Source organism: Paenibacillus sp. FSL R5-0517, from assembly GCF_037974355.1.
GTDB lineage: Bacteria > Bacillota > Bacilli > Paenibacillales > Paenibacillaceae > Paenibacillus.
Genome location: NZ_CP150235.1, coordinates 4,686,464 through 4,706,663 on the forward strand (window position 1 = coordinate 4,686,464; position 20,200 = coordinate 4,706,663).

Below are 20,200 nucleotides of genomic sequence, written 5' to 3' on the forward strand. Positions count from 1 at the left end.
TGCGGATTGCGATGTCTACAGATCGTCGCCTTTGAAAGATACGCCTTCTACCTTTACATTGACTTCAACCACGCGTAATCCGGTCATGGTCTCTACCGCTTCTCTTACGTTCTGCTGAAGCATACGGGAAACTTCATGAATCGGGGTTTCGTACAGGACGATGATGCGCAGGTCAATGGCTGCTTCCAGCTGGCCGACCTCAACGCTCACGCCTTTCTGTACGTTTTTACCGCTGAGTCGCTTCGCCCAGCCCTCTGACAAACCTCCAGACATTGCGGCAATTCCGGGCGTTTCCATTGCAGCCATTCCGGCAATTTTCGCAACCACGTCATCGGCAATCCGGATGTTTCCGCTCTCCAGTTGAAGTTGTTCTGCCATGCCACATCCTCCTTCACTTCGTTACTCGTATTTTAAATCCTTTCCACCCCAAAAAGCAAATTAAACTCAAAAAGATGCGTTTACAACCTACCACCATTTGGTTATATTGAAATATGAAAATAATCTCATAAGCGATTTACATGCAATTCAAAACAAAATAATTTTATAACCGAGGTGTTTGTTGTGAGAAACCGGATTTCATCCATTTTGCTGATTGTGTTCTTTGCACTCAGTGCCATCGCCCACTTCTTGAAATGGGATTCGATTCTACAGTTCGTGATATCAGCCATTTCGGTTATTTTTGTGGCCGGTTTTTTAGGCAAAGCCACCGAAAATGTTGCCCACTACGCCGGACAGCGGCTGGGTGGATTCTTGAATGCGACCTTCGGCAATGCCGCCGAATTGATTATTGCCATTTTCCTCGTTAAAGAGGGACTGTTCGACATGGTCAAAGCAAGTCTGACAGGATCCATCATCGGTAATCTGCTGTTAGTGCTTGGGTTAAGTATTTTTGCCGGGGGACTCAAGTTCAAAATTCAGAATTATAATGTTTCACTCGCAGGCCTGAATGGATCCCTGATGATTGTTGCCATCATTGCCCTGTTTATTCCGGCAGTCTTTCTCAATACACATTCCATTACACAGAAAGACACCAATACACTTAGTCTCATCGTAGCCGGATTGCTCATTCTCGCGTATATTGCCTGGTTATTATTCTCCATGGTGACGCATAAGAACTACCTTGCAGACGTCACTGAGGATCGCGATGAAGAGCTGCCGCATGAACATGCTCCGGCATGGTCCAAGAAAAAGTCTATTCTCTACCTGGTGCTTGCAACGGTCATGGTTGCCTTTGTCAGTGAATGGCTGGTCGGCACGCTTGAAGTCTTCACTTCGGAATTTGGACTTAGCGAACTGTTTGTCGGTGCATTCCTGGTGGCCATCATCGGTAATGCGGCCGAACACAGTGCAGCCATCATGCTTGCCATGAAAAATAAAATTGGAGCCGCCGTCGAGATTGCGGTCGGCAGCAGTTTGCAGATCGCACTTTTCGTAGCTCCTGTACTGATTTTTGTCAGCTACTTCACAGGCAGAACCATGGATATCGTATTTACAACCATTGAACTGGTCGCCATCGGCGTATCCGTATTTATTGCCAAGTCCATTACCCAAGATGGTTCAACCAATTGGTACGAAGGCTTACTCCTGCTCGTGGTATATATCATACTCGGCGTATCCTTCTTCCTGGTGTAACCAGGCCTTACGCATCCATCATCATAATAAACAAGCCACAAGAGGCAGCCCAATGTACATTTGGAGCTGTCTCTTTGCTTGTATACGCCTTCTGGCTGGCTTGTATCCCCATCCCCCCGTTCAGACGCACAAAAAAAGCATGCATAAACGCCTGCATGCCTTCTATTCTGACCCGCGCATTTGCAGGCTATTGCTCATTCTTCTTGTTCAAGGCTTCATATAGAATTGCCAAATTCCGCTCAAGCGCGCTAACCAGCTGCTTACCTGCACCTTCTGGAAGGAGCCCTGCACGAACAGCAAAATCAACTTCCTTGGAGAACCCATACATCTGTGTATCCAATACTTCCTCATAGAGAGGGCAGTAGCGGGTAGCCAGATTCTCCATCTGTACTTCAATAAGCTTCTGTATTTTATCTGCATCTTCTTGAAGAAGACTGATCGCTTTCAAATTCAGCTGGTCCTGCAGATCAGATGAAGTCATGCATTTTTCCCCCCTATGTCCCAAAAATCGCGTAAAGACGTTCTACCTCTAATATTAGACGAAATGAAGAGCTAATACAAGAACCTGACCAAAATAAGAACGCAAAGTTAAGCCTGCTGTTGAAGCTTAATCCTCCTGTTTCAGTCCCGTCCAGATGAGTATTCAGATCATTCCATGCCAAAAAACACCCCTGCCAAAAAAGGCAAAGGTGCTTCTTGAGAGCTATTACTCAGATGCGATGCTTACATTCAGTCCATGCTTGGCAAATACTTCTGACATGGCTGCTTTTGCTTCAACTGCATCTGGACCATGAACATGCAGTTCATAGCTGTGCGTGCTGATCAGCGTTGTAAACAATCCGAGAATACTTTTTACATCGATATACTTGTTCTCCGAATGAAGCACGATTGAAGAAGTAAACTTGCCTGCTGTTTGAGCAATTTCCACTACAGCCGCGTTATTACTCGACATAGGAATCCCTCCGTCTTTTTACGATTGGTATCATCTATTAATTACCACTACATGATACCGTGAATCCGCTTTCCTAGCAACAGCAAAATCCTTTTCCTATTTCAAACGGTCCGGATTCAGGCATTCCAGCTCAGGAATCACAAAAATACCGTCTTTACGAATCAGCACATCGTCAAAATAAATCTCCCCGCCACCATAATCCGGACGCTGGATCAACACCAGATCCCAGTGGATGGACGAGCGGTTGCCATTGTCTGTTTCTTCGTAAGCCTGACCTGGTGTAAAGTGCAAGCTGCCTGCGATTTTTTCATCGAACAGAATATCTTTCATCGGATGCAGAATATGCGGGTTAAATCCAATTGCGAACTCACCGATATGACGAGCACCCTCATCCGAATTCAGGATTTCATTCAAACGCTCAGTATCGTTGCTTGTCGCTTCAATGATTTTCCCATTCTCGAATGTGAACTTGATATTTTCAAATGTCACTCCGTTATACAACGTTGGTGTGTTATAACTGATCGTTCCGTTCACGGAATCACGTACAGGGGCGCTGTACACTTCACCATCCGGAATATTTTTTTGCCCGGAACATTTCTCTGCACCGATATCTTTAATGGAGAAGCTCAGATCTGTTTCCGGTCCGGTAATGCGAACTTTATCTGTACGCTTCATCAGGTTAGCGAGTGAGTCCTGCGCTTTGTCCATTTTGGCGTAATCCAGGTTACATACGTCGAAGTAGAAATCTTCAAACGCTTCTGTACTCGTATTGGCGAGTTGCGCCATACTTGCGTTAGGGTAACGAAGTACAACCCATTTCGTATGTTTGACACGTTGTTCACTATGTACCGGGTGGGAGTACAATGAATTGTACATTTTCATTTTTTCTTCCGGCACATCGGACAGATCATTCACATTTTCTCCCGCACGAATACCGATATAACAATCCATCTGCTTCATACGGTTCAGATCAATCTCTGCCCATGTTTTCATCATTTCTTCGGTCGCATTTTTCAGCATAGCACGCTGTACGGTCTTATCAGTCAACTGTACAAAGACGTTACCACCTTTTTTGCCTACCTCTTCAATGATGGCGTTAATCAGATCACGTTCTGATCCAATCATCTCAACCAATACATTTTCACCAGGCTGCACATCTACAGAATAGCCCACCAGGCTTGCTGCAAGCTTTTGAATTCTTGGGTCTTTCATCTTGGTAAAATCCTCCTGTCTTCTGCCATGCTTGAATTGAACAACGGTAAATTACGATACTATTGTAGCACGCGAACAGTCATCCCGTCAGCAGGCAGTCCCTCACTTCGTTTATTGATATGACTTGAAGTTTACATCGGTGACAAGGGCTTCTTTGTTATTTTTACGGTTGTTGTCCGTGTAACTCACCTGACTTTCAGAGGATAAGCGAAGAGGCAGACTGCTCTTCCGATCTACGGTGAGATGATATACCGTCTGTACGCTCGCTTGTTTCATCATCTGTTGCATCGTTATTTCACCTTGTTTCCAAACTTGATCCAGATCCTTCTCAAGCTTCTCTTTACGTGCGCCTTTCACCGTAGAAGCCTTATGCATATATTCTGCCCGAATGGCGTTCATTTCGTCGTTCAGCTGGGCTACAGCCCATGTTTTGGCATCTTCCGGTGCAAGTTCAATTCGTAATGTTCTGGTTCGACGACCGGCCCCATATTCGGATTGAATGGTTTTGTTCATCTTGTCTATTTTCTCCATCTGGGCAATTGGATTAAAGCGGGAAAGAGAACCACGAAGCGGCTCATGTTGCGCTGATAATGCCATCCACTGCCCTTGTTTCCGCTCGAAAGAGGCGCTAAACCCACTGGGCTGTCCATTATTTTTTACGGCAGTCGTATGAATGCCTGTGCCCACAGCAGTTACTTCTCCAGGTAATCGGGTCTGAAGGGTCAGGCGGTCATGATTCTCCAGCTTTCCTTCGAATTTGAACTGATTCTCGAACAATCCACTGTTCTCCCGTCGAAGTCCTGCTTCTCCTTCAAAACTTAATGTTTCTTTTCCCGCTATCCCCGATAAAGCCAGGGAAAAAACCTCTTCGGGCGTTCGATCTCGCTGGATGAATCCACAACCCGGGACACCAATCATCAAGATGCTCACTAATAACCATAACGTACGTACCGAATGGCGGTTAAGCATGTCTATCTTCACCCTTCCATGAACTTTCTCCATAGATTGCCCCGCCCGTATATGCTTATACTTCCTTCTATACACAACTTGATCACGAATACATAAAAAAAAGAGAACGACTCCGCAAATGGAATTGTTCTCTCTTAACGCGTTATATCCTGTTCCTCTACAACAATTCTGTTCCGACCACCATTCTTCGCGCTGTACAAGGCCATATCAGCCCGATAAAACAAAGACTCTACGCTAACCTTCTCATCCATCCAATTCCACTCTGCGATGCCACTGGATACCGTAACGAGTGGTCTGGTCTCTTCTGCAACTCTCTTTCGAATCACTTCCGCATAATCCAGCGCCTGACGTACACTCACCTGCGGCATATAGATCGCGAGTTCTTCTCCACCCCATCTGGCGCATATATCCTCCGTGCGAACCGAACTGGTGACGATCTCACTCACTTGTTTCAGTACTTGATCGCCAGTCTGGTGTCCAAAGGTATCATTCACCTGTTTGAACTGATCAATATCCACCACAATGAGGGAGCCACAGAATTCATGAGCCTGTCGCTCGTGAATGACACTATCCAGATAATGCCTCACGTACAGACCTGTCAACATATCCAGATTAGCCAAGCGCCGAACCTCGGCGTGTAACGTGGCATTTGACAGCGCTAGCCCGATATGGATGGACAACATCTGTAAGAGCCGATAATTGTCATATGAAAAATAATGCTCTCGACTGTGTCCCAGCAAAATGGCTCCCTTCACTTCACCATTAACTCTAATCGGTGAAGCAATCAGTGACATAGATCCCGTATCTTCCATGAAAAAGGAGGAGACTTTATCATATTGCGCATAATTGGTTATAATAAGCGGTTCCTCTGTTCGATACACCAAACCTGCAATACCGTAGTCCACAGAAAAAGATTGGTGAAATACATCCTTCACATTGGATGACATGACTTCGAAGTCGTTTGTACTATCATTGAGTTGAAGAATGCAACATGTTTCAGCCTGAAATATTTCCTTCAACTCCTGCTCGGATAATTGATAAATCTCCGAAAGGTGCAGGCTCTTGTTTAAACGCTGTGTAAGATCATTGATTAGACGAAGTTCCTGAATCAGCATATTGGATTGTTCGTGCAACTTGGCGTTCTCAAAGGCCGTGCCTGCAGTGTCCACCATCATCGTAATCAATTGCAAGTCCGATTCTTCCATGATCTCTTCATTCATTTCAATATGGAACACACCGTATATGCCTTGTTTTCCTTTCAGCGGAATACCTACATCTACAATGCGGTCTTCTCCATCATCGGAACGAGCAACGATCAGTTTGCCTGCCATAAATGAACGTACACAGATATCTTCTCCCCGCTCGTGGACAAGCAACGGTTTAATCCGTGGATTATAGTTGCTCTGATCCTGAGACATATAGAGTTTGATATAGGTGGCCGGGTACAGGTAGTCCATACTGTCAAATACCTCATCCAATATGGCCTCGACATCCATTTTGTCATGCATTCGCTGAACAATCTGAAAGAGGATAGACCTCCGGTGTTCCTCACGCGCTGTTTGTTCATGAGCATGTAACAGGTCCGTCATAAATATGTATTCAAATCTTCGGTAAAAGCAGGTGCGGTAATGCAATGCCTCAGATCGAACCACAGCTTCAGACGTTTCATATCGATTGGATTCATAGATCACAGCAGTGAATACGGCAAACATATCCTTGTTCGTTCTGGAGAATAAGGGGTGTGTTATCAGGAGATATTCTCCACGGTCGCTAGTCCCTCTGTGAGACAGGGCCTGTCTCTTATCCAAACATTCCAATACAAGCCTGCTTGCATCCAACCCTGGATCAGCCTCATGATCACGATCGTACCCTACACAATCGCCTTCCGTGTTCCATACGCTGTAATAGGTTGATCCCTTGTCCAGGCCTGAATCTGCTTTGGAGTTCCAGTCATTGTATGCCTGCTCTAGCAAGCTGCCCAAATATGAAAAATCAAAAGGTGTGATATCCATTTTTTGCATCCACAACACATGCTCTTCATGAGAACGAGGAGCGGAAACAGATGCGGAATCGCCCGAACTTCGTGAATTCAAGCTGGCAGGTAAACTTCTTAGATGTTCTAACATGTCAGGCGCTCCTTTGCACCGTTTTTGCATCCACCAGGATGCATTAATCTGCAGACGTTATCGCAAACCTGCAAATTCGTCACGATAACCTTATTACATAAAGATGATTTAAAGTTAAGATACAATCTATTTTACTCTGTTTAAAGCTTTTTTGCATCCATATTTCAGAAAATTGTCCCATTATTTTAGGCCCAATGACCTATCGACAAATTTAGACGTTTTTTTGCTTTTATTCTACGCTTGACTTTGGTTCTCTTAAACTGTAATATAAATTGTTGATGAAGACTACTAATGGGTCTTTAAATTTGGGCATTACCGGTTGTGTCACCCTCATTCTTTTTGTTGCTTTCAGGACAGCGGCTGAACTTTCCTGATCGTTCTATGCGAGGCCAAGCCCGCATCAACAAATTGGAGCGCAAACAGAGCCCTAATATGAACTTTAACTAAAAAGGAGCTACTTTAAACATGGCACGTTACACTGGTCCTAAATTTAAATTGAGCCGTCGCCTCGGCATTTCCCTTAGCGGAACAGGCAAAGAATTGAAACGTCCTTTCCCTCCAGGTCAGCACGGAGCTAACCAACGCAGAAAAATGAGCAACTACGGTATGCAATTGCAAGAAAAACAAAAATTGCGCCACATGTACGGTTTGGGCGAGAAGCAATTCCGCACACTGTTCTCTAAAGCTCAAAAAATGCAAGGTATTGCCGGTGAGAACTTCATGTTCTTGCTTGAGTGCCGCCTTGACAACCTCGTTTACCGCCTTGGGTTTGCTAACTCCCGCGCTGGAGCGCGTCAGTTGGTAGCACACGGTCACGTAACTGTAAACGGCAAAAAAGTCGATATCGCTTCTTACCAAGTAAGCACTGGCGATGTAATCGGCTTGCGTGAGAAGAGCCGCGCTCTTTCTTCCGTTAAAGAAGCTTTGGAAGGCCGTTCGCATCTTCCAGCTTACGTTGAATACAACGAAGCAGCTGTAGAAGGTAAATTCATCCGCTTGCCTGAGCGTGCTGAATTGTCCCAAGACATCGATGAAAAACAAATCGTCGAGTTCTACAACCGTTAATCGTTGCAATCACATTAAAGTTTCAATCCAAACAGCTGTCGAGATTTTCTCGACAGCTGTTTTTCTATGCTTTTTTCTATTTATCTTCATTAAAAGACCTTAATTAACGATATAAAATATAGACTCCCTTTAGGAGAAGCACACATCCATACAATCATCACAAGAGTTACATCAAGGGGGATTACACATGAATTTTTTTCGCAATCGCAAGCTCGCTGTTAAGCTGGGACTTTTACTCGGGATCGTATTGCTCTGCTGTATTGGAGCCCTGATTGCATTTAACACCAAATCGATTTACGACAAAAGCCTGCAATACGGGGAAACCGTTGCGGGACAAGCAGCGAATCGTGCTACGAACGAGTTCATGACAGACATGAACCAGGTCAAAAACACATTGGACACCATGAGTATCACGTTATTGGATGCCGCTAAGAACGGCTCACTCAATCGCGAGGAAGTCGTTAGACTTCTTGAGCAGTATCTGAAAAAGGATGAGAAAGTTTTTGGCTTTTATACGGGCTGGGAACCGAATGCCTTTGATGGAAACGATGCGAGTCACGTCAATAAAAATGATTATGATGATGCTACGGGTCGATTTGTTCCATACGCCATACGGGACGGCAACTCTCTGCATTTTGAGCCGCTCACGACCTATGAGGGAAACAGTGAAACCAGTACATATTATCAGCTGCCCAAGAAAACCAAATCCATCTATTGGTCAGAGCCTGTTACCTATACGGTTGGCGGGAAAGAAACACTACTCGTTTCGATTGTCCTCCCTCTCTTGGATGAAAACAACACTTTTCTCGGTATTGTTGGGGCCGACTTTACCATTGATCGTTTTCAGCAAAATATAGCATCACTCAATCCGGATCAAGGTTATGCCATGCTGATTACTAGTGAAGGACAGATCGCTGCGCACGGCTCCAAACCGGAACTGGCTAATGCAGACGCCGTCATTCCAGCTGATATGAAGACGGTCATTCAGCGTATACAGTCCGGCGAGTCTCAGTTTTATGCCACTGATCCCGAAGTAGGGGAAGAGCTGTTTATTGCTGAACCTGCCAGGTTACAAGGAACAGATTCGAACTGGTATCTTGTATCAGCACTGCCAAAGAGCCACATTCTTCAACCCTTCTATGACAGCTTGAACTGGTCCATACTGATTGCCGCACTGGCTGTACTTCTGCTTGCAGGTGTGGTTACCTACACCATCATCTCCATTGTTAGACAATTAAATCAAGTTAATATCGTCGCTGGGCAGCTGGCTGGCGGAGACTTGACACAAAAGTTACCTGTCCGATCCAAAGATGAATTTGGCGTCATGGCAGGTCATATGAATCAGATGATGGATACCCTGCGACATACCATATCGGTTATATCCGAACATGCTCTATCTGTAGGCTCAACTTCTCAACAGTTGACCGCAGGTGCCGAAGAAACAGGTAAAGCCGCCGAACTGATTGCCTTAACAGGAGTCGAACTTGCAGATAAAGCAGGTAAACAGGTGCAGGAGCTGCAAGAGTCCTCCCGTTCCATGAATGAAATATCTGTCGGGATCGGAAGAATAGCAAAGGCCGCCTCCGATGTATCCGATTCATCGCGAACGGTGGCCGAACGAACAACCGTCGGAAGTGATAAGATTCAGTCCGCCATGCGCATGGTCGATAGTGCCACTTCATCTGTGCAGACATCGATGACCGCACTGGAGAATTTCCGCCAACGTTCCGAAGAGATTGGCCATATTACAGGCATGATCACGGAAGTTAGCCGTCAAACCAACCTACTCGCACTTAATGCTTCCATTGAAGCATCACGAGCAGGGGAACACGGACGCGGGTTTGGCGTTGTTGCTTCCGAGATTCGTAATCTGGCTGAACAATCCAGATTATCAGCAGCGCAGATTGCAGCGTTAATTCATAGCGTTCAGCAAGAGGTCCTTTCTCTCGTTGAAAATATGGAACATGGAAATTCCGAAGTTATTCATATTGCGGACGTGATTAATGAGAGTGGTGAGCTCTTCCTCTCCATCTCATCACAGATTTCAGATGTTAATGTGCAGATCGAGCATGTCTCAGCCATTGCACAGCAGATGTCAGCTGGATCACAGCAGGTTGATGCCACGTTGGAACAACTCAAAACCATCGGTCATGAAACAGCAGATCATGCAACTCGTGTTGCTTCTGCCTCTGAAGAACAACTCGCATCCATGGAAGAGATTACGGCGGCATCTGCCTCTCTGGCTAATCTTACCCAGGAACTCTTAGAACTGATTCAACGTTTCAAAACCTGATGTAAAAGACCTCCAATACGACACATCATTCAGGCCACCCTATGCACCTCAGCATGGAGGTGGCCTGCTTATATTTTGGCTTACAACTCATGAAATGTGCATCAATATCGCATGATATATAGCATAATGCATGGCAGAATGGCAAATTTCGACCATTACTTGTATTTCTCAGGCATGCAAACCCGCCTTTTTATGCTATAATAAGTGCTGTTAAAAGGAGGAAGACACTGAATGGTTGATGTTAATAAGAAAAAGCCCGATGAACAGCCTGTACGCAAGCGCAGCTTTGCCCGCAGACTGGGAAGTTTCGTCAAATGGATGGTTGTCCTTGGATTTATGGGGGTACTATTTGTAGGCGGTGCTTTGATGGGATACGTCAGTTCCATTGTGAAAGACGAGCCTGTCCGTTCAAGGGCCCTGATTGAACAAAAAGTCAGCGAAAACTCCATCACAGGCTTTGCTTACTTTGCCGACGGCAGTCCGATCGGTCAATTACGTACGGAAGAAGACAGGCGTCCGGTCACTACGGACCAGATCCCACAAAAGGTTATTGATGCAGTCATTGCGATTGAAGACAATCATTTTTACGAACATAAAGGTGTAGACATGAGCGGAACACTACGTGCCGTGAAGCAAAAAGTGCTGAAAGAATCAGTACAAACCGGTGGTAGTACACTGACTCAGCAATTGGCGCGTCGTGTATTTTTGAATCTGGATCGCACGGAAGATCGAAAAGTGAAAGAAATCTTGCTCTCACTTCGACTCGAACGTTTCCTGACCAAAGACGAGATCATGACAGCCTATCTGAACAAAGTTCCTTTTGGTAATGGTTCCAGCGGATACAACGTTTATGGAATCAAAGCGGCCGCCAAAGGATTGTTTAATATTAACGATCTAGAAAAAATCAACATTGCTCAAGCTGCTTATCTTGCTGGATTGCCACAACTCCCCTCCTCTTACTCCGCTTTTAACGGTAAAGGTGATTTTGTAGAGGAAAATTTTGACCGCGCAATCAATCGTCAGCATCTGGTATTACGTCGTATGCTTGAACTGGGCAAGATCAATCAGTCCGAGTATGACGAAGCTCTTGCTTTTGATATCAAAAGTTCACTCGCTCCGAAGACCATCAAGGCTTACAATACTTATCCATATCTTATGATGGAAACGGAACGACAAGCTGCACAGATTTTGATGAAACAATTAAATTCCGACACAGCTGAATCTACAGACAAAGGTACGGATGCCGACACACCTCAGAAGGAAAGCAGTGCATTATTAGAGGAAGCTCAGACGCAACTGCGGACAGGTGGATATCGTATCTACACGACCATCAACAAAAGTATCTACAAAACGATGCGTACCATTGCGGAAGATGACAGCAACTTCTCAGCAGATGATCCTGTCAAAGGAAAAGAACAAACTGCTGCCATGCTGATTAATCACAAAACAGGTGCTATTCTCGGCATGATTGAAGGACGGGATTTCCAGGATGAACAGATGAACTACGCAACGCAGATGATACGTCAGCCAGGTTCAACGATGAAACCAATAGCCGCTTATCTTCCTGCGTTAGATGAAGGTCTTGTTCAGCCAGCTTCAATTATTGATGACTCACCGATCATACTGAAAAGCGGTCCGAGCGGGTACCACATTGCAAAGAACGCTAACAACCGGTACCAAGGACTTGTTACGGCCCGCAGAGCACTGAATTACTCACTTAATATACCGGCTTTGAAATTGTTCAATGAAGAAGTCGGAATCGACAAAGCGTGGGCTTTCGCCAAGAAATTAGGAATCACCACGATTCAGAAGGAAGACTATCAGGCTCAGACTGGTGTTCTCGGAGGTCTCCAATACGGTGTAACCGTTGAAGAGCTGACCAGTGCCTATGGTGCCATCGCCAATAATGGTGTATATAATGATTCCTACATGATTAGCAAAATTGTAGATTCCAAAGGCAACATCGTCTACAAACACGATACGGAACCAGTTCAGGCCTTCTCGGAGCAGACAGCATACCTGATGACCGATATGCTGCGGACTGTTATTACAGAGGGAACGGCAGATAAAGTACGTGAAAATTACAAATACTCGAAAAGTGTACCGATTGTAGGTAAAACAGGTTCCACTCAAAACTATGCAGATGTTTGGTTTGAAGGCTATACACCTGATGTCACACTTGGCGTATGGGTTGGATACAAACAGCCGGTGAATACGCTGGAAAGCAAATCACAGCGGAAACGTGCGCAGCAACTGTGGTCGAAAATCCTGAATGAAGTGATCGATACACAAAAAGATCTGTTCGTCACGGATTCGTTCAAAAAACCATCTGGGATCGAAACGCGTACGGTATCGGCTTACAGCGGCAAGTTGCCAACATCCATGACTGACAAGTTTGTTACGGATATTTTCAACAGCAAGTTTGTTCCGAAGGATAGCGATGACGGTGTCGCCAAAGCCAAATACATTACTTACAATGGTGTAAACTATATTCCGCGTGATGGAACACCTTCGGACATGTTGAAGGAAAAGACAGTAATCAAGCGTAAAAAACCAATCTCGGATCTCATCAAAGAATTGCAGAATGCTTTCTCACGTATGAGTCGACATGAGTCACTTGCTTATTACCTTCCTGAAGATGCGGATGCAGACATGCCGACACAGATTGATCCAAGAACAGATAACGGCAAAACTCCTGATGCACCAGGTAACGTACGAATCTCAACCTCGGGTGACACAGCTGTCATTACATTTAATGGCACACCTGAGAACGATGTCGTGGGTTATCGCCTGTATCGATCTGTGAACGGTGGAGGATTCCAGAACCAAGGTCAGGTCGTCCTGACCGGTGAATCCAGATCATTCTCTGCTTATGCAGCGCAAGGCGGCAACTTCGCCTTCTATGTAACCGCAGTGGATGTTGCTGGCAGAGAATCTTCTCCTAGCGCAACCGTAAATAGTGCCGGAAGTGTAGCTCCTCCAGTGGAAGAAGAGATTAATGAGCCGATTGAAGTTCCAGGTACAATTGTTACTCCAGGAGAAACGCAGACCGATAATACAACAACGACAGCCCCAGGCACACCTGGTCAAGTCAGCGTATCTGCTCTATCTCAAGGGCTGCGCATTCAATGGGCGTCCACGCCAAACGCAGATAGTTATACTGTATTTTACAGTGAAACAGGCTCGGCCTACACCAAAATTGGAACGACAGCGGGCAATACCATGGATTATGGCGTACCCGCATCGACCAGTGGATGGTTCAAGGTATCTGCCAGCAACAGTGCAGGTGAATCCGAACCTTCCGCAGCTGTACATTTTCAGCCCTGATTTAGGCAAAGTTACCCCAAAAAAGCCTCATTCTCAGATCGTATCTGAGGGTGAGGCTTTTTATTTGTACTTGCATCAGCTAAAAAAAGCCTGCTTTATGCCACTGGCATAAAGCAGGCTTCTACAACCACAACCGGATTCCTCATTGATAGAGTCACCGGAATTTGACTTCGTAGAGTATCAACGTTAGTCTTCAATGGTGGATAGATCTCCTGCCGGAAGATCTAGCTCCCAGGCTTTCAGCACACGGCGCATGATTTTGCCAGAACGTGTCTTAGGCAGTTTATCCTTGAACTCGATCTCACGCGGAGCAGCATGGGCAGACAGGCCCTCTTTGACAAAACGGTAAATCTCTTCTTTCAGCTCCGGTGTCGCCTCATATCCTTCACGAAGCGCCACAAAGGCTTTGATGATCTCCCCACGTGTCACATCCGGCTTACCGATTACACCCGCCTCTGCCACCGCAGGATGCTCTACGAGCTTGCTCTCCACTTCAAAGGGGCCGATGCGCTCTCCTGACGAATTAATCACATCATCAATCCGTCCCTGGAACCAGAAGTATCCTTCTTCATCCATATAAGCAGAGTCACCGGATACATACCAGCCCGTAAGCCTGAAATACTCCTCGTATTTCGCAGGGTTATTCCAGATCTTCGCCATCATGGATGGCCAAGGTGCCCGTATCGCCAGATTACCCATACTGTACGGCGGCAATTCCTGCCCACGATCATCAATAATGGCTGCTTGGATGCCAGGCAACGGACGTCCCATGGAGCCAGGCTTGATCGGCATTCCGGGATAGTTACAGATCAGCTGTGCACCTGTTTCCGTCATCCACCATGTATCATGAATTCGCTGACCATAGGCTTTCCATCCCCAGCGAACAACCTCCGGATTGAGCGGTTCACCGACAGACATGACATGACGCAGACTGCTCAGATCAAACTGGGCGATGGTCTCTTCTCCAGCTCCCATCAGCATACGGAAGGCCGTTGGTGCACTGTACCAGATCGTGACTTTATTCTTCTGGATGGTGTTGTACCAATCTTGAGGACTGAAACGACCGCCACGTATTACATTGGTCACTCCGTTGAGCCATGGAGCAAAGATACCGTAAGAAGTCCCTGTGACCCAACCCGGGTCTGCCGTGCACCAGTACACATCATCCTCACGCAAATCCAGAACAACCTTACCTGTATAATAGTGCTGAATCATGGCATTTTGAACATGGTACACCCCTTTGGGTTTACCCGTAGAGCCTGAGGTATAATGAATGAGCAAACCATCCTCACGATTCAACCACTCTACTTCCATCTCATCCGAAGCGGCAGACATCTCTGCATCAAAATCGATGAGTCCTTCTTCCGTCTGCTCGCCTCCACCCACAATAAAGATATGTTTGAGTTCAGGCAACTCGGAACGTTTGATGCGTTTCAGTAATTCCGGAGTTGTGACGAGCGCTACTGCTCCGCTATCCTCCAGCCGATCCTTCACTGCCGTTTCCATAAATGCTTCGAACAACGGGCCCGCGATGGCTCCAGCTTTCAATATTCCCAGCAGACTAAAATACAGTTCAGGACTTCGAGGCATAAAAATAAATACCCGCTCTCCTTTGGCTATGCCATATTTGCGGAGAACGTTCCCGAACCGACTCGACTGTTCACTCAGATCAGCAAAAGTATAGGCCTCTTCACGTGAAGCATCGCTATACAATAAAGCGGTTTTGCCGCCCCTTCCTTCCAGTACATGACGATCAATCGCTTCATGCGCCATGTTTACTTTTCCGCTGGCGTGCCACGTAAAATGCTGTTCCACCGATTCCCAATCGAACCGGCTTCTCGCCTCCGTGTAATCGCCCAGATTAGATTCAGACACAACCGTTTGCAGCATCTCACCATGTGCTTGACTCATGCTTGCCAGCCTCCTTCAACTCGACATTTCGATTCCCGTTAGGGCTCAATTCTCATTGCCTTTGTGTTGACTGAACTTCCAGTTAGCGCTTACATTAGTAGAGAGAACTTCTCATCATGTACTTGCTCGGCCAAACAGATGTTAACCATACTGTATTGAATTGTGAACATTTTTTGTCTACGCAATTATAGCAAATCTTTTCAATTGTCGTCTATGGCTTTTCAATTTTTTGGATTTTTGCTATAGCTGACACTTTGAACAACCTCTATAAGTAGGGAGAGAGAGGAGCATGATCCATGGAACATATCAAAAAACATCATATGCGTTCCATCTTCAAGTCCGGCCACCGCATTACTGTTGAAGGTCCCGTGCAGGCCGAGGAGATTACCCGTCTTGCCTTCCATCCGGATCTGGATGCCTTTCGGCGACCAACGGAGCAGCAGGAAGCTCTGGCCGAGATCGCAGCATTACCTGAAGGGCGAATTATCATTGCACATGAAAATGAAACGATTATCGGTTATGTAACCTTTCACTATGCGGATGATTGTGAACGCTGGTCCGAGGGCAATATGACTGATCTGATAGAGCTTGGGGCAATCGAGGTTGCGGACGACTATCGCTCGCTTGGCATTGGACGTGAGATGTTGCTTACGGCTTTGGAAGATCAATACATGGAGAACTATATTATTTTCACCACAGAATATTATTGGCATTGGGATCTGAAGGGCAGCGGACTGAATGTATGGGATTATCGCAAGATGATGGAGAAGCTGATGCAAACGATCGACATGACTTGGTATGCAACAGACGACCCTGAAATATGTTCACATCCTGCAAACTGTTTGATGGTACGTATCGGAAGTCAGGTGCCGATCACATCGGAAGAACAGTTTGATCGTGTACGCTTCCGCCATCGGTTCATGTATTAATTCGATGATCTGTTCGAAAAACGATATACATAACAAAAACCGCCTCTCGAAGCTTGATCCATACTTCATGGAACAGCTAATCGATAAGCGGTTTTTCTTGATGCGCCTTTACATATTTTCTAACATATGCTCCACAATACGATGCGAACGCTGGGAAGATTCCACGGTAAATTCAGCAAAGTTGACATGCGCCGAGCCATCCGCTTTATCTGACATTCCACGCAGGACAACAAATGGTACACGATTCATGTAACAAACCTGAGCGACTGCTGCCCCTTCCATTTCGGCACATGCACCGTCCATTTCGGTATATAACATGTTAACGGTATCTTTATTGGCAATAAACTGGTCTCCCGATAATACTTTACCAATCAAATAATGGGCCCCCAGCGCTTTACATGCCTCTTCAGCCAGTGTAATAAGCGAAGCCTCAGCAGGGAATGCAGATGTCTCCTGGTAAGGAATAACCCCGCGTTTGAACCCCAGTGGCGTTACATCCATGTCGTGCTGAACACATACGGATGATATAACCATATCTCCAATATTCAGCTCCGGGTTAACCGCCCCCGCAACACCTGTGAAGATAATGCGATTCACCTGAAAACGATCAATCAAAATCTGTGTCGTAACCGCTGCATTTACTTTACCTACGCCGGATTTGCACACGACAATTTGCTTGCCCAGCCATTCGCCTGCAACGTATGTAATCCCGGTCTGTTTGACCGTCTCAAGCTGTTTCATACCTGCAAGCAAAAGCGCTACTTCCTCATCCATCGCTCCGATAATGCCAATCGTTTCACGCATCTTCTGATACCTCCTGTTTTCACTTTCAACCTCATTCAGCACAAAAGCTCCGTCTCCGGAGCTTTCGCATATCCACTATGTAGAGAGAGGTTTCTCTCTTTCCTGTATATAATTCCGATTACACTACATCTGCATGACTTACAGACAGACGAAGAATCGTTTCATGCGGCAAAATAACCCGTGGATTCTCCACATTTTCCTTCTTCATCAGCTTGGTCAGCAAACGCATCGCAACTGCGCCAAGATCGTACATTGGCTGTGCCACTGTCGTCAACTGAGGACGCACCATGGAAGCCATACGGATGTTATCCACACTAATAATGGAGAAGTCATCCGGTACTTTCAGACCGTCATCCTGAATGCTGTGAATGGCACCAATAGCCATTTCATCTGTTGCAGCAAAGATAGCTGATGGTTTTTTCTTGAGTCCAAGGAAATATTTCATCGCTTCAACACCGGATTCATACCGATAGTTACCGATTCGAACAAGATCCTCCTGGTATTCGATCCCGGCTGCTTCCAGTGCTTTTTTGTATCCTTGGAAACGGGCATAACCATTCGCTGGATCTTGCAGTGTACCACTGATCATCGCAATTTCCTTGTGTCCATGACGAATCAGTGTGTTTACCGCATCAAACGCTGCTGCTTCATGGTCAATATCCACGGATGGGAATGTACCCTTCTCATCACTCGTTGCACAAAGTACGATTGGCACAGCGGCAGACTGGAACGCCTGAATGTGTTCGTCTGTTACTGTTCCGCCCATGAAGAGCAATCCATCCACTTGTTTTTCGAGCAACGTGTTAATAACACGAATTTCTTTTTCTTTCTTCTTATCTGCATTACACAAAATAATGTTGTAGTGATACATATTCGCAATATCTTCAATTCCGCGGGCAATCTCCGCGAAGGTTGAGTTCGAAATATCCGGAATAACGACCCCGACCGTGGTTGTCTTCTTGCTTGCCAGACCTCTGGCTACCGCATTCGGACGATATCCCAATCGTTCGATGGCTTCATATACTTTTTTCCGCGTTTGCGGTTTGACATTAGGGTTATTATTAACTACCCGTGATACCGTTGCCATAGACACTCCAGCTTCACGTGCCACATCATAAATGGTTACCGTCACAGTACTTCTCTCCATTACCAGTAAATTTTCATACCATTTTCATTAAGATTTATATTACGACAAATTTTTGCATTAATCAATTAAAATAGGCTTTAGGACTCACTCAAAACATTCGTAAGTGTAGCTCTAGTAATATCTGAATGGGAAGTATGCCATACAGGAATTCCCTTTTTAATCAGGATCGCCTGTGGAGATTCATGCTTAACACCCAGTTTCTCTGCTGCTTCATTCGATACCGGGCGATCTTCCACAACATAGATGATACCGTATTTCACATTTTCATTGGCATTATTATGCAAATAATCGTTCATCTCCTGATAAGCGTTCGAGCTGATCGGACAGCGCGTACTGTGCTTAAACAGAAGCAAGGGTTGATCCTCGGTAGCCTCTACTGCGGAGTTTAGCTGTTCAATACTTGTCATTTTAGTCATGTCAGCCATTAGATATACATCCCCCTTTACCAGGAATACCGCTATGTTGAGCGTTTTCACTCTTCGATATCTTAACAAAAAGCGCGCGAAAAAGCCAATTTTCATGAAAACAAACATTTTGCACGTCAAAATTAGACAGCATTCGAGAAGTACTCCTGCCACACAAATCCGGATAATTGACTTAACCTGCGCTCCGTGGTCTCTATCCAAACTGTATCTCCAGACTTCGTTGCGTAACCCATGATGTCCAGCAACAGATTGATACGTTCCTCTACCGCTTGCTGCATCCGATATTGCATCTCCCGATCGGTCGCATCCGGCCAGGCCAGCAGTTGCTCATGAAACAGGTCTGCCAATTCATTACGTTCACCAAAAGATACGTCCTGCTTCACGGGCTGTTCACCCAATGTACTAATGCATTCTGTTAAGTCCGGCTTGACCGGAGGAAGCACTTCGTATGATACACAGTCTGTACACGCAAATACGGGTACGTTTCGAATCTCCACTTTTTTGGCGTATACTACAGTTCTTAATTCCAACTCCATTACATGTCCACATCTGCACGACTTGCGCACACCCTCACCTCATTCGTTCTATACTCTATATAAGTACCATTCGACCTATTTCGGCTCAAATCCTGCTGCAAAAGAAAGGTTGCACAAATTACCACTCCCTCCAGATGAAGGTTGTCGAATGCAGGTAATTACTGACTTGTAATCGCTTCCTCCACATTGCATATGCACAACCATGAAGTCCCTTGTAGAATCTGTTACAATTAGAGACGCGACATACCTAATTACAGCAAAAGGAGAGATGAACATGAGATTAACCGGTAAAAAAGTCATCGCTCTGGTCGATGAAGAATTCGAGGATTTGGAATTATGGTACCCTGTGCATCGTGTTCGTGAAGAAGGTGCAGAAGTGCATCTTGCTGGAGAGAAAAAAGGAAAAACCTATATCGGCAAATACGGTGTGCCTGCTGAAGCTGAATATAGTTTCGATGAACTGGACAGTTCAGAGTACGATGGCATTCTTGTACCAGGCGGCTGGGCGCCAGATAAGCTGCGTCGTTATCCCAAAGTTCTGGAACTCGTGAAGGAAATGAATGCAGACCGGAAACCGATTGGACAGATCTGTCATGCAGGATGGGTACTAATCTCTGCCAAAATTCTGGATGGAGTTACGGTAACCTCTACACCAGGCATTCGGGATGACATGGAAAATGCAGGTGCAATCTGGAAAGATGAAGCGGTTGTTGTTGATGGACATATCATCTCGGCACGTCGTCCACCGGACCTTCCACCTTACGGCAAGGCATTCTGTGACGCCCTCGCTGACAAGTAAAAATAACCCCACTGTGCTCTCATACACAGTGGGGTTATTTTATATAACAAGCTTTCCAACAAATAATTATCAC

At 45.7% G+C, this 20,200-nt stretch carries 17 protein-coding genes; 6 read left to right on the forward strand and 11 right to left on the reverse strand.

Going from position 1 to position 20,200, the window contains the following annotated elements; genetic code table 11:
* Window positions 1-15: 15 nt before the first annotated feature.
* Window positions 16-378, reverse strand: coding sequence for an Asp23/Gls24 family envelope stress response protein (locus MKX40_RS20800; protein ID WP_017687428.1), 363 nt, complete (start codon window positions 376-378; stop codon window positions 16-18).
* A gap of 183 nt (window positions 379-561) precedes the next feature.
* Here MKX40_RS20800 and cax point away from each other — a divergent pair, with 183 nt between their 5' ends.
* Complete coding sequence (cax, locus tag MKX40_RS20805) at window positions 562-1,632, forward strand: calcium/proton exchanger (protein WP_339235714.1); 1,071 nt, start codon at window positions 562-564, stop codon at window positions 1,630-1,632.
* 187 nt (window positions 1,633-1,819) lie between these two features.
* On the opposite strand, the gene MKX40_RS20810 is transcribed toward cax, so the two are convergent.
* The 5 genes from MKX40_RS20810 to MKX40_RS20830 form a co-directional block, all read right to left on the reverse strand.
* Window positions 1,820-2,113, reverse strand: coding sequence for a YlaN family protein (locus MKX40_RS20810; RefSeq protein ID WP_017687426.1), 294 nt, complete (start codon window positions 2,111-2,113; stop codon window positions 1,820-1,822).
* Between the two features lie 225 nt (window positions 2,114-2,338).
* Entirely contained in the window at window positions 2,339-2,584 is a 246-nt protein-coding gene (locus MKX40_RS20815; RefSeq protein WP_036614658.1) for an HPr family phosphocarrier protein, read from the reverse strand.
* A 96-nt stretch (window positions 2,585-2,680) separates the two neighbouring features.
* On the reverse strand, window positions 2,681-3,796 hold the full coding sequence (locus MKX40_RS20820) for an aminopeptidase (protein ID WP_253439101.1): 1,116 nt from the start codon (window positions 3,794-3,796) through the stop codon (window positions 2,681-2,683).
* 111 nt (window positions 3,797-3,907) lie between these two features.
* Window positions 3,908-4,798: a hypothetical protein gene (locus tag MKX40_RS20825; protein ID WP_339235716.1), complete on the reverse strand. Its 891-nt coding sequence runs from the start codon at window positions 4,796-4,798 to the stop codon at window positions 3,908-3,910.
* Window positions 4,799-4,899: 101 nt separating this feature from the next.
* Window positions 4,900-6,891, reverse strand: coding sequence for a sensor domain-containing diguanylate cyclase (locus MKX40_RS20830; protein WP_339235718.1), 1,992 nt, complete (start codon window positions 6,889-6,891; stop codon window positions 4,900-4,902).
* Between the two features lie 465 nt (window positions 6,892-7,356).
* Between MKX40_RS20830 and rpsD the strand changes: the two genes are divergently transcribed.
* The 3 genes from rpsD to MKX40_RS20845 all read left to right on the forward strand — a co-directional run bounded on the left by rpsD (window position 7,357) and on the right by MKX40_RS20845 (window position 13,576).
* A complete protein-coding gene (gene rpsD, locus MKX40_RS20835; RefSeq protein WP_062835377.1) occupies window positions 7,357-7,956 on the forward strand; it encodes a 30S ribosomal protein S4 in 600 nt (199 codons plus the stop codon).
* A 187-nt stretch (window positions 7,957-8,143) separates the two neighbouring features.
* Window positions 8,144-10,249: a methyl-accepting chemotaxis protein gene (locus tag MKX40_RS20840; protein ID WP_339235720.1), complete on the forward strand. Its 2,106-nt coding sequence runs from the start codon at window positions 8,144-8,146 to the stop codon at window positions 10,247-10,249.
* A gap of 231 nt (window positions 10,250-10,480) precedes the next feature.
* Window positions 10,481-13,576: a transglycosylase domain-containing protein gene (locus MKX40_RS20845; RefSeq protein ID WP_339235724.1), complete on the forward strand. Its 3,096-nt coding sequence runs from the start codon at window positions 10,481-10,483 to the stop codon at window positions 13,574-13,576.
* A 186-nt stretch (window positions 13,577-13,762) separates the two neighbouring features.
* Here MKX40_RS20845 and acsA read toward each other — a convergent pair whose 3' ends face one another.
* Complete coding sequence (acsA, locus tag MKX40_RS20850; protein ID WP_339235726.1) at window positions 13,763-15,487, reverse strand: acetate--CoA ligase; 1,725 nt, start codon at window positions 15,485-15,487, stop codon at window positions 13,763-13,765.
* A gap of 296 nt (window positions 15,488-15,783) precedes the next feature.
* Here acsA and MKX40_RS20855 point away from each other — a divergent pair, with 296 nt between their 5' ends.
* Window positions 15,784-16,416 (forward strand): GNAT family N-acetyltransferase, encoded by a 633-nt coding sequence (locus MKX40_RS20855; protein ID WP_339235728.1) that lies wholly within the window; start codon window positions 15,784-15,786, stop codon window positions 16,414-16,416.
* A 108-nt stretch (window positions 16,417-16,524) separates the two neighbouring features.
* Here the strand turns inward: MKX40_RS20855 and MKX40_RS20860 are convergent, their stop codons facing one another.
* The 4 genes from MKX40_RS20860 to MKX40_RS20875 all read right to left on the reverse strand — a co-directional run bounded on the left by MKX40_RS20860 (window position 16,525) and on the right by MKX40_RS20875 (window position 19,328).
* Window positions 16,525-17,220: a 5'-methylthioadenosine/adenosylhomocysteine nucleosidase gene (locus tag MKX40_RS20860; RefSeq protein ID WP_339235730.1), complete on the reverse strand. Its 696-nt coding sequence runs from the start codon at window positions 17,218-17,220 to the stop codon at window positions 16,525-16,527.
* Between the two features lie 118 nt (window positions 17,221-17,338).
* Window positions 17,339-18,352 carry a catabolite control protein A gene (gene ccpA, locus MKX40_RS20865; protein WP_036614690.1) on the reverse strand — a complete coding sequence of 338 codons (1,014 nt, stop codon included), beginning with the start codon at window positions 18,350-18,352 and terminating at the stop codon, window positions 17,339-17,341.
* 92 nt (window positions 18,353-18,444) lie between these two features.
* Window positions 18,445-18,792, reverse strand: coding sequence for a bacillithiol system redox-active protein YtxJ (gene ytxJ, locus MKX40_RS20870; protein WP_339235732.1), 348 nt, complete (start codon window positions 18,790-18,792; stop codon window positions 18,445-18,447).
* 122 nt (window positions 18,793-18,914) lie between these two features.
* A complete protein-coding gene (locus tag MKX40_RS20875) occupies window positions 18,915-19,328 on the reverse strand; it encodes a hypothetical protein (protein ID WP_339235734.1) in 414 nt (137 codons plus the stop codon).
* 274 nt (window positions 19,329-19,602) lie between these two features.
* Between MKX40_RS20875 and MKX40_RS20880 the strand changes: the two genes are divergently transcribed.
* Window positions 19,603-20,127: a type 1 glutamine amidotransferase domain-containing protein gene (locus tag MKX40_RS20880; RefSeq protein ID WP_339235737.1), complete on the forward strand. Its 525-nt coding sequence runs from the start codon at window positions 19,603-19,605 to the stop codon at window positions 20,125-20,127.
* The last annotated feature ends 73 nt before the right edge of the window (window positions 20,128-20,200 follow it).

What these genes read in the sequence shown, in the direction of transcription:
- MKX40_RS20840 (WP_339235720.1), top strand. Translation starts at nt 8,144, where the DNA reads ATGAATTTTTTTCGCAATCGCAAGCTCGCTGTTAAGCTGGGACTTTTA.
- MKX40_RS20855 (WP_339235728.1), top strand. Translation starts at nt 15,784, where the DNA reads ATGGAACATATCAAAAAACATCATATGCGTTCCATCTTCAAGTCCGGC.
- MKX40_RS20825 (WP_339235716.1), bottom strand. Translation starts at nt 4,798, where the DNA reads ATGGAGAAAGTTCATGGAAGGGTGAAGATAGACATGCTTAACCGCCAT.
- MKX40_RS20800 (WP_017687428.1), bottom strand. Translation starts at nt 378, where the DNA reads ATGGCAGAACAACTTCAACTGGAGAGCGGAAACATCCGGATTGCCGAT.
- MKX40_RS20845 (WP_339235724.1), top strand. Translation starts at nt 10,481, where the DNA reads ATGGTTGATGTTAATAAGAAAAAGCCCGATGAACAGCCTGTACGCAAG.
- MKX40_RS20860 (WP_339235730.1), bottom strand. Translation starts at nt 17,220, where the DNA reads ATGCGTGAAACGATTGGCATTATCGGAGCGATGGATGAGGAAGTAGCG.
- MKX40_RS20820 (WP_253439101.1), bottom strand. Translation starts at nt 3,796, where the DNA reads ATGAAAGACCCAAGAATTCAAAAGCTTGCAGCAAGCCTGGTGGGCTAT.
- MKX40_RS20830 (WP_339235718.1), bottom strand. Translation starts at nt 6,891, where the DNA reads ATGTTAGAACATCTAAGAAGTTTACCTGCCAGCTTGAATTCACGAAGT.
- MKX40_RS20880 (WP_339235737.1), top strand. Translation starts at nt 19,603, where the DNA reads ATGAGATTAACCGGTAAAAAAGTCATCGCTCTGGTCGATGAAGAATTC.
- ytxJ (WP_339235732.1), bottom strand. Translation starts at nt 18,792, where the DNA reads ATGGCTGACATGACTAAAATGACAAGTATTGAACAGCTAAACTCCGCA.
- MKX40_RS20815 (WP_036614658.1), bottom strand. Translation starts at nt 2,584, where the DNA reads ATGTCGAGTAATAACGCGGCTGTAGTGGAAATTGCTCAAACAGCAGGC.
- rpsD (WP_062835377.1), top strand. Translation starts at nt 7,357, where the DNA reads ATGGCACGTTACACTGGTCCTAAATTTAAATTGAGCCGTCGCCTCGGC.
- MKX40_RS20810 (WP_017687426.1), bottom strand. Translation starts at nt 2,113, where the DNA reads ATGACTTCATCTGATCTGCAGGACCAGCTGAATTTGAAAGCGATCAGT.
- MKX40_RS20875 (WP_339235734.1), bottom strand. Translation starts at nt 19,328, where the DNA reads ATGGAGTTGGAATTAAGAACTGTAGTATACGCCAAAAAAGTGGAGATT.
- acsA (WP_339235726.1), bottom strand. Translation starts at nt 15,487, where the DNA reads ATGAGTCAAGCACATGGTGAGATGCTGCAAACGGTTGTGTCTGAATCT.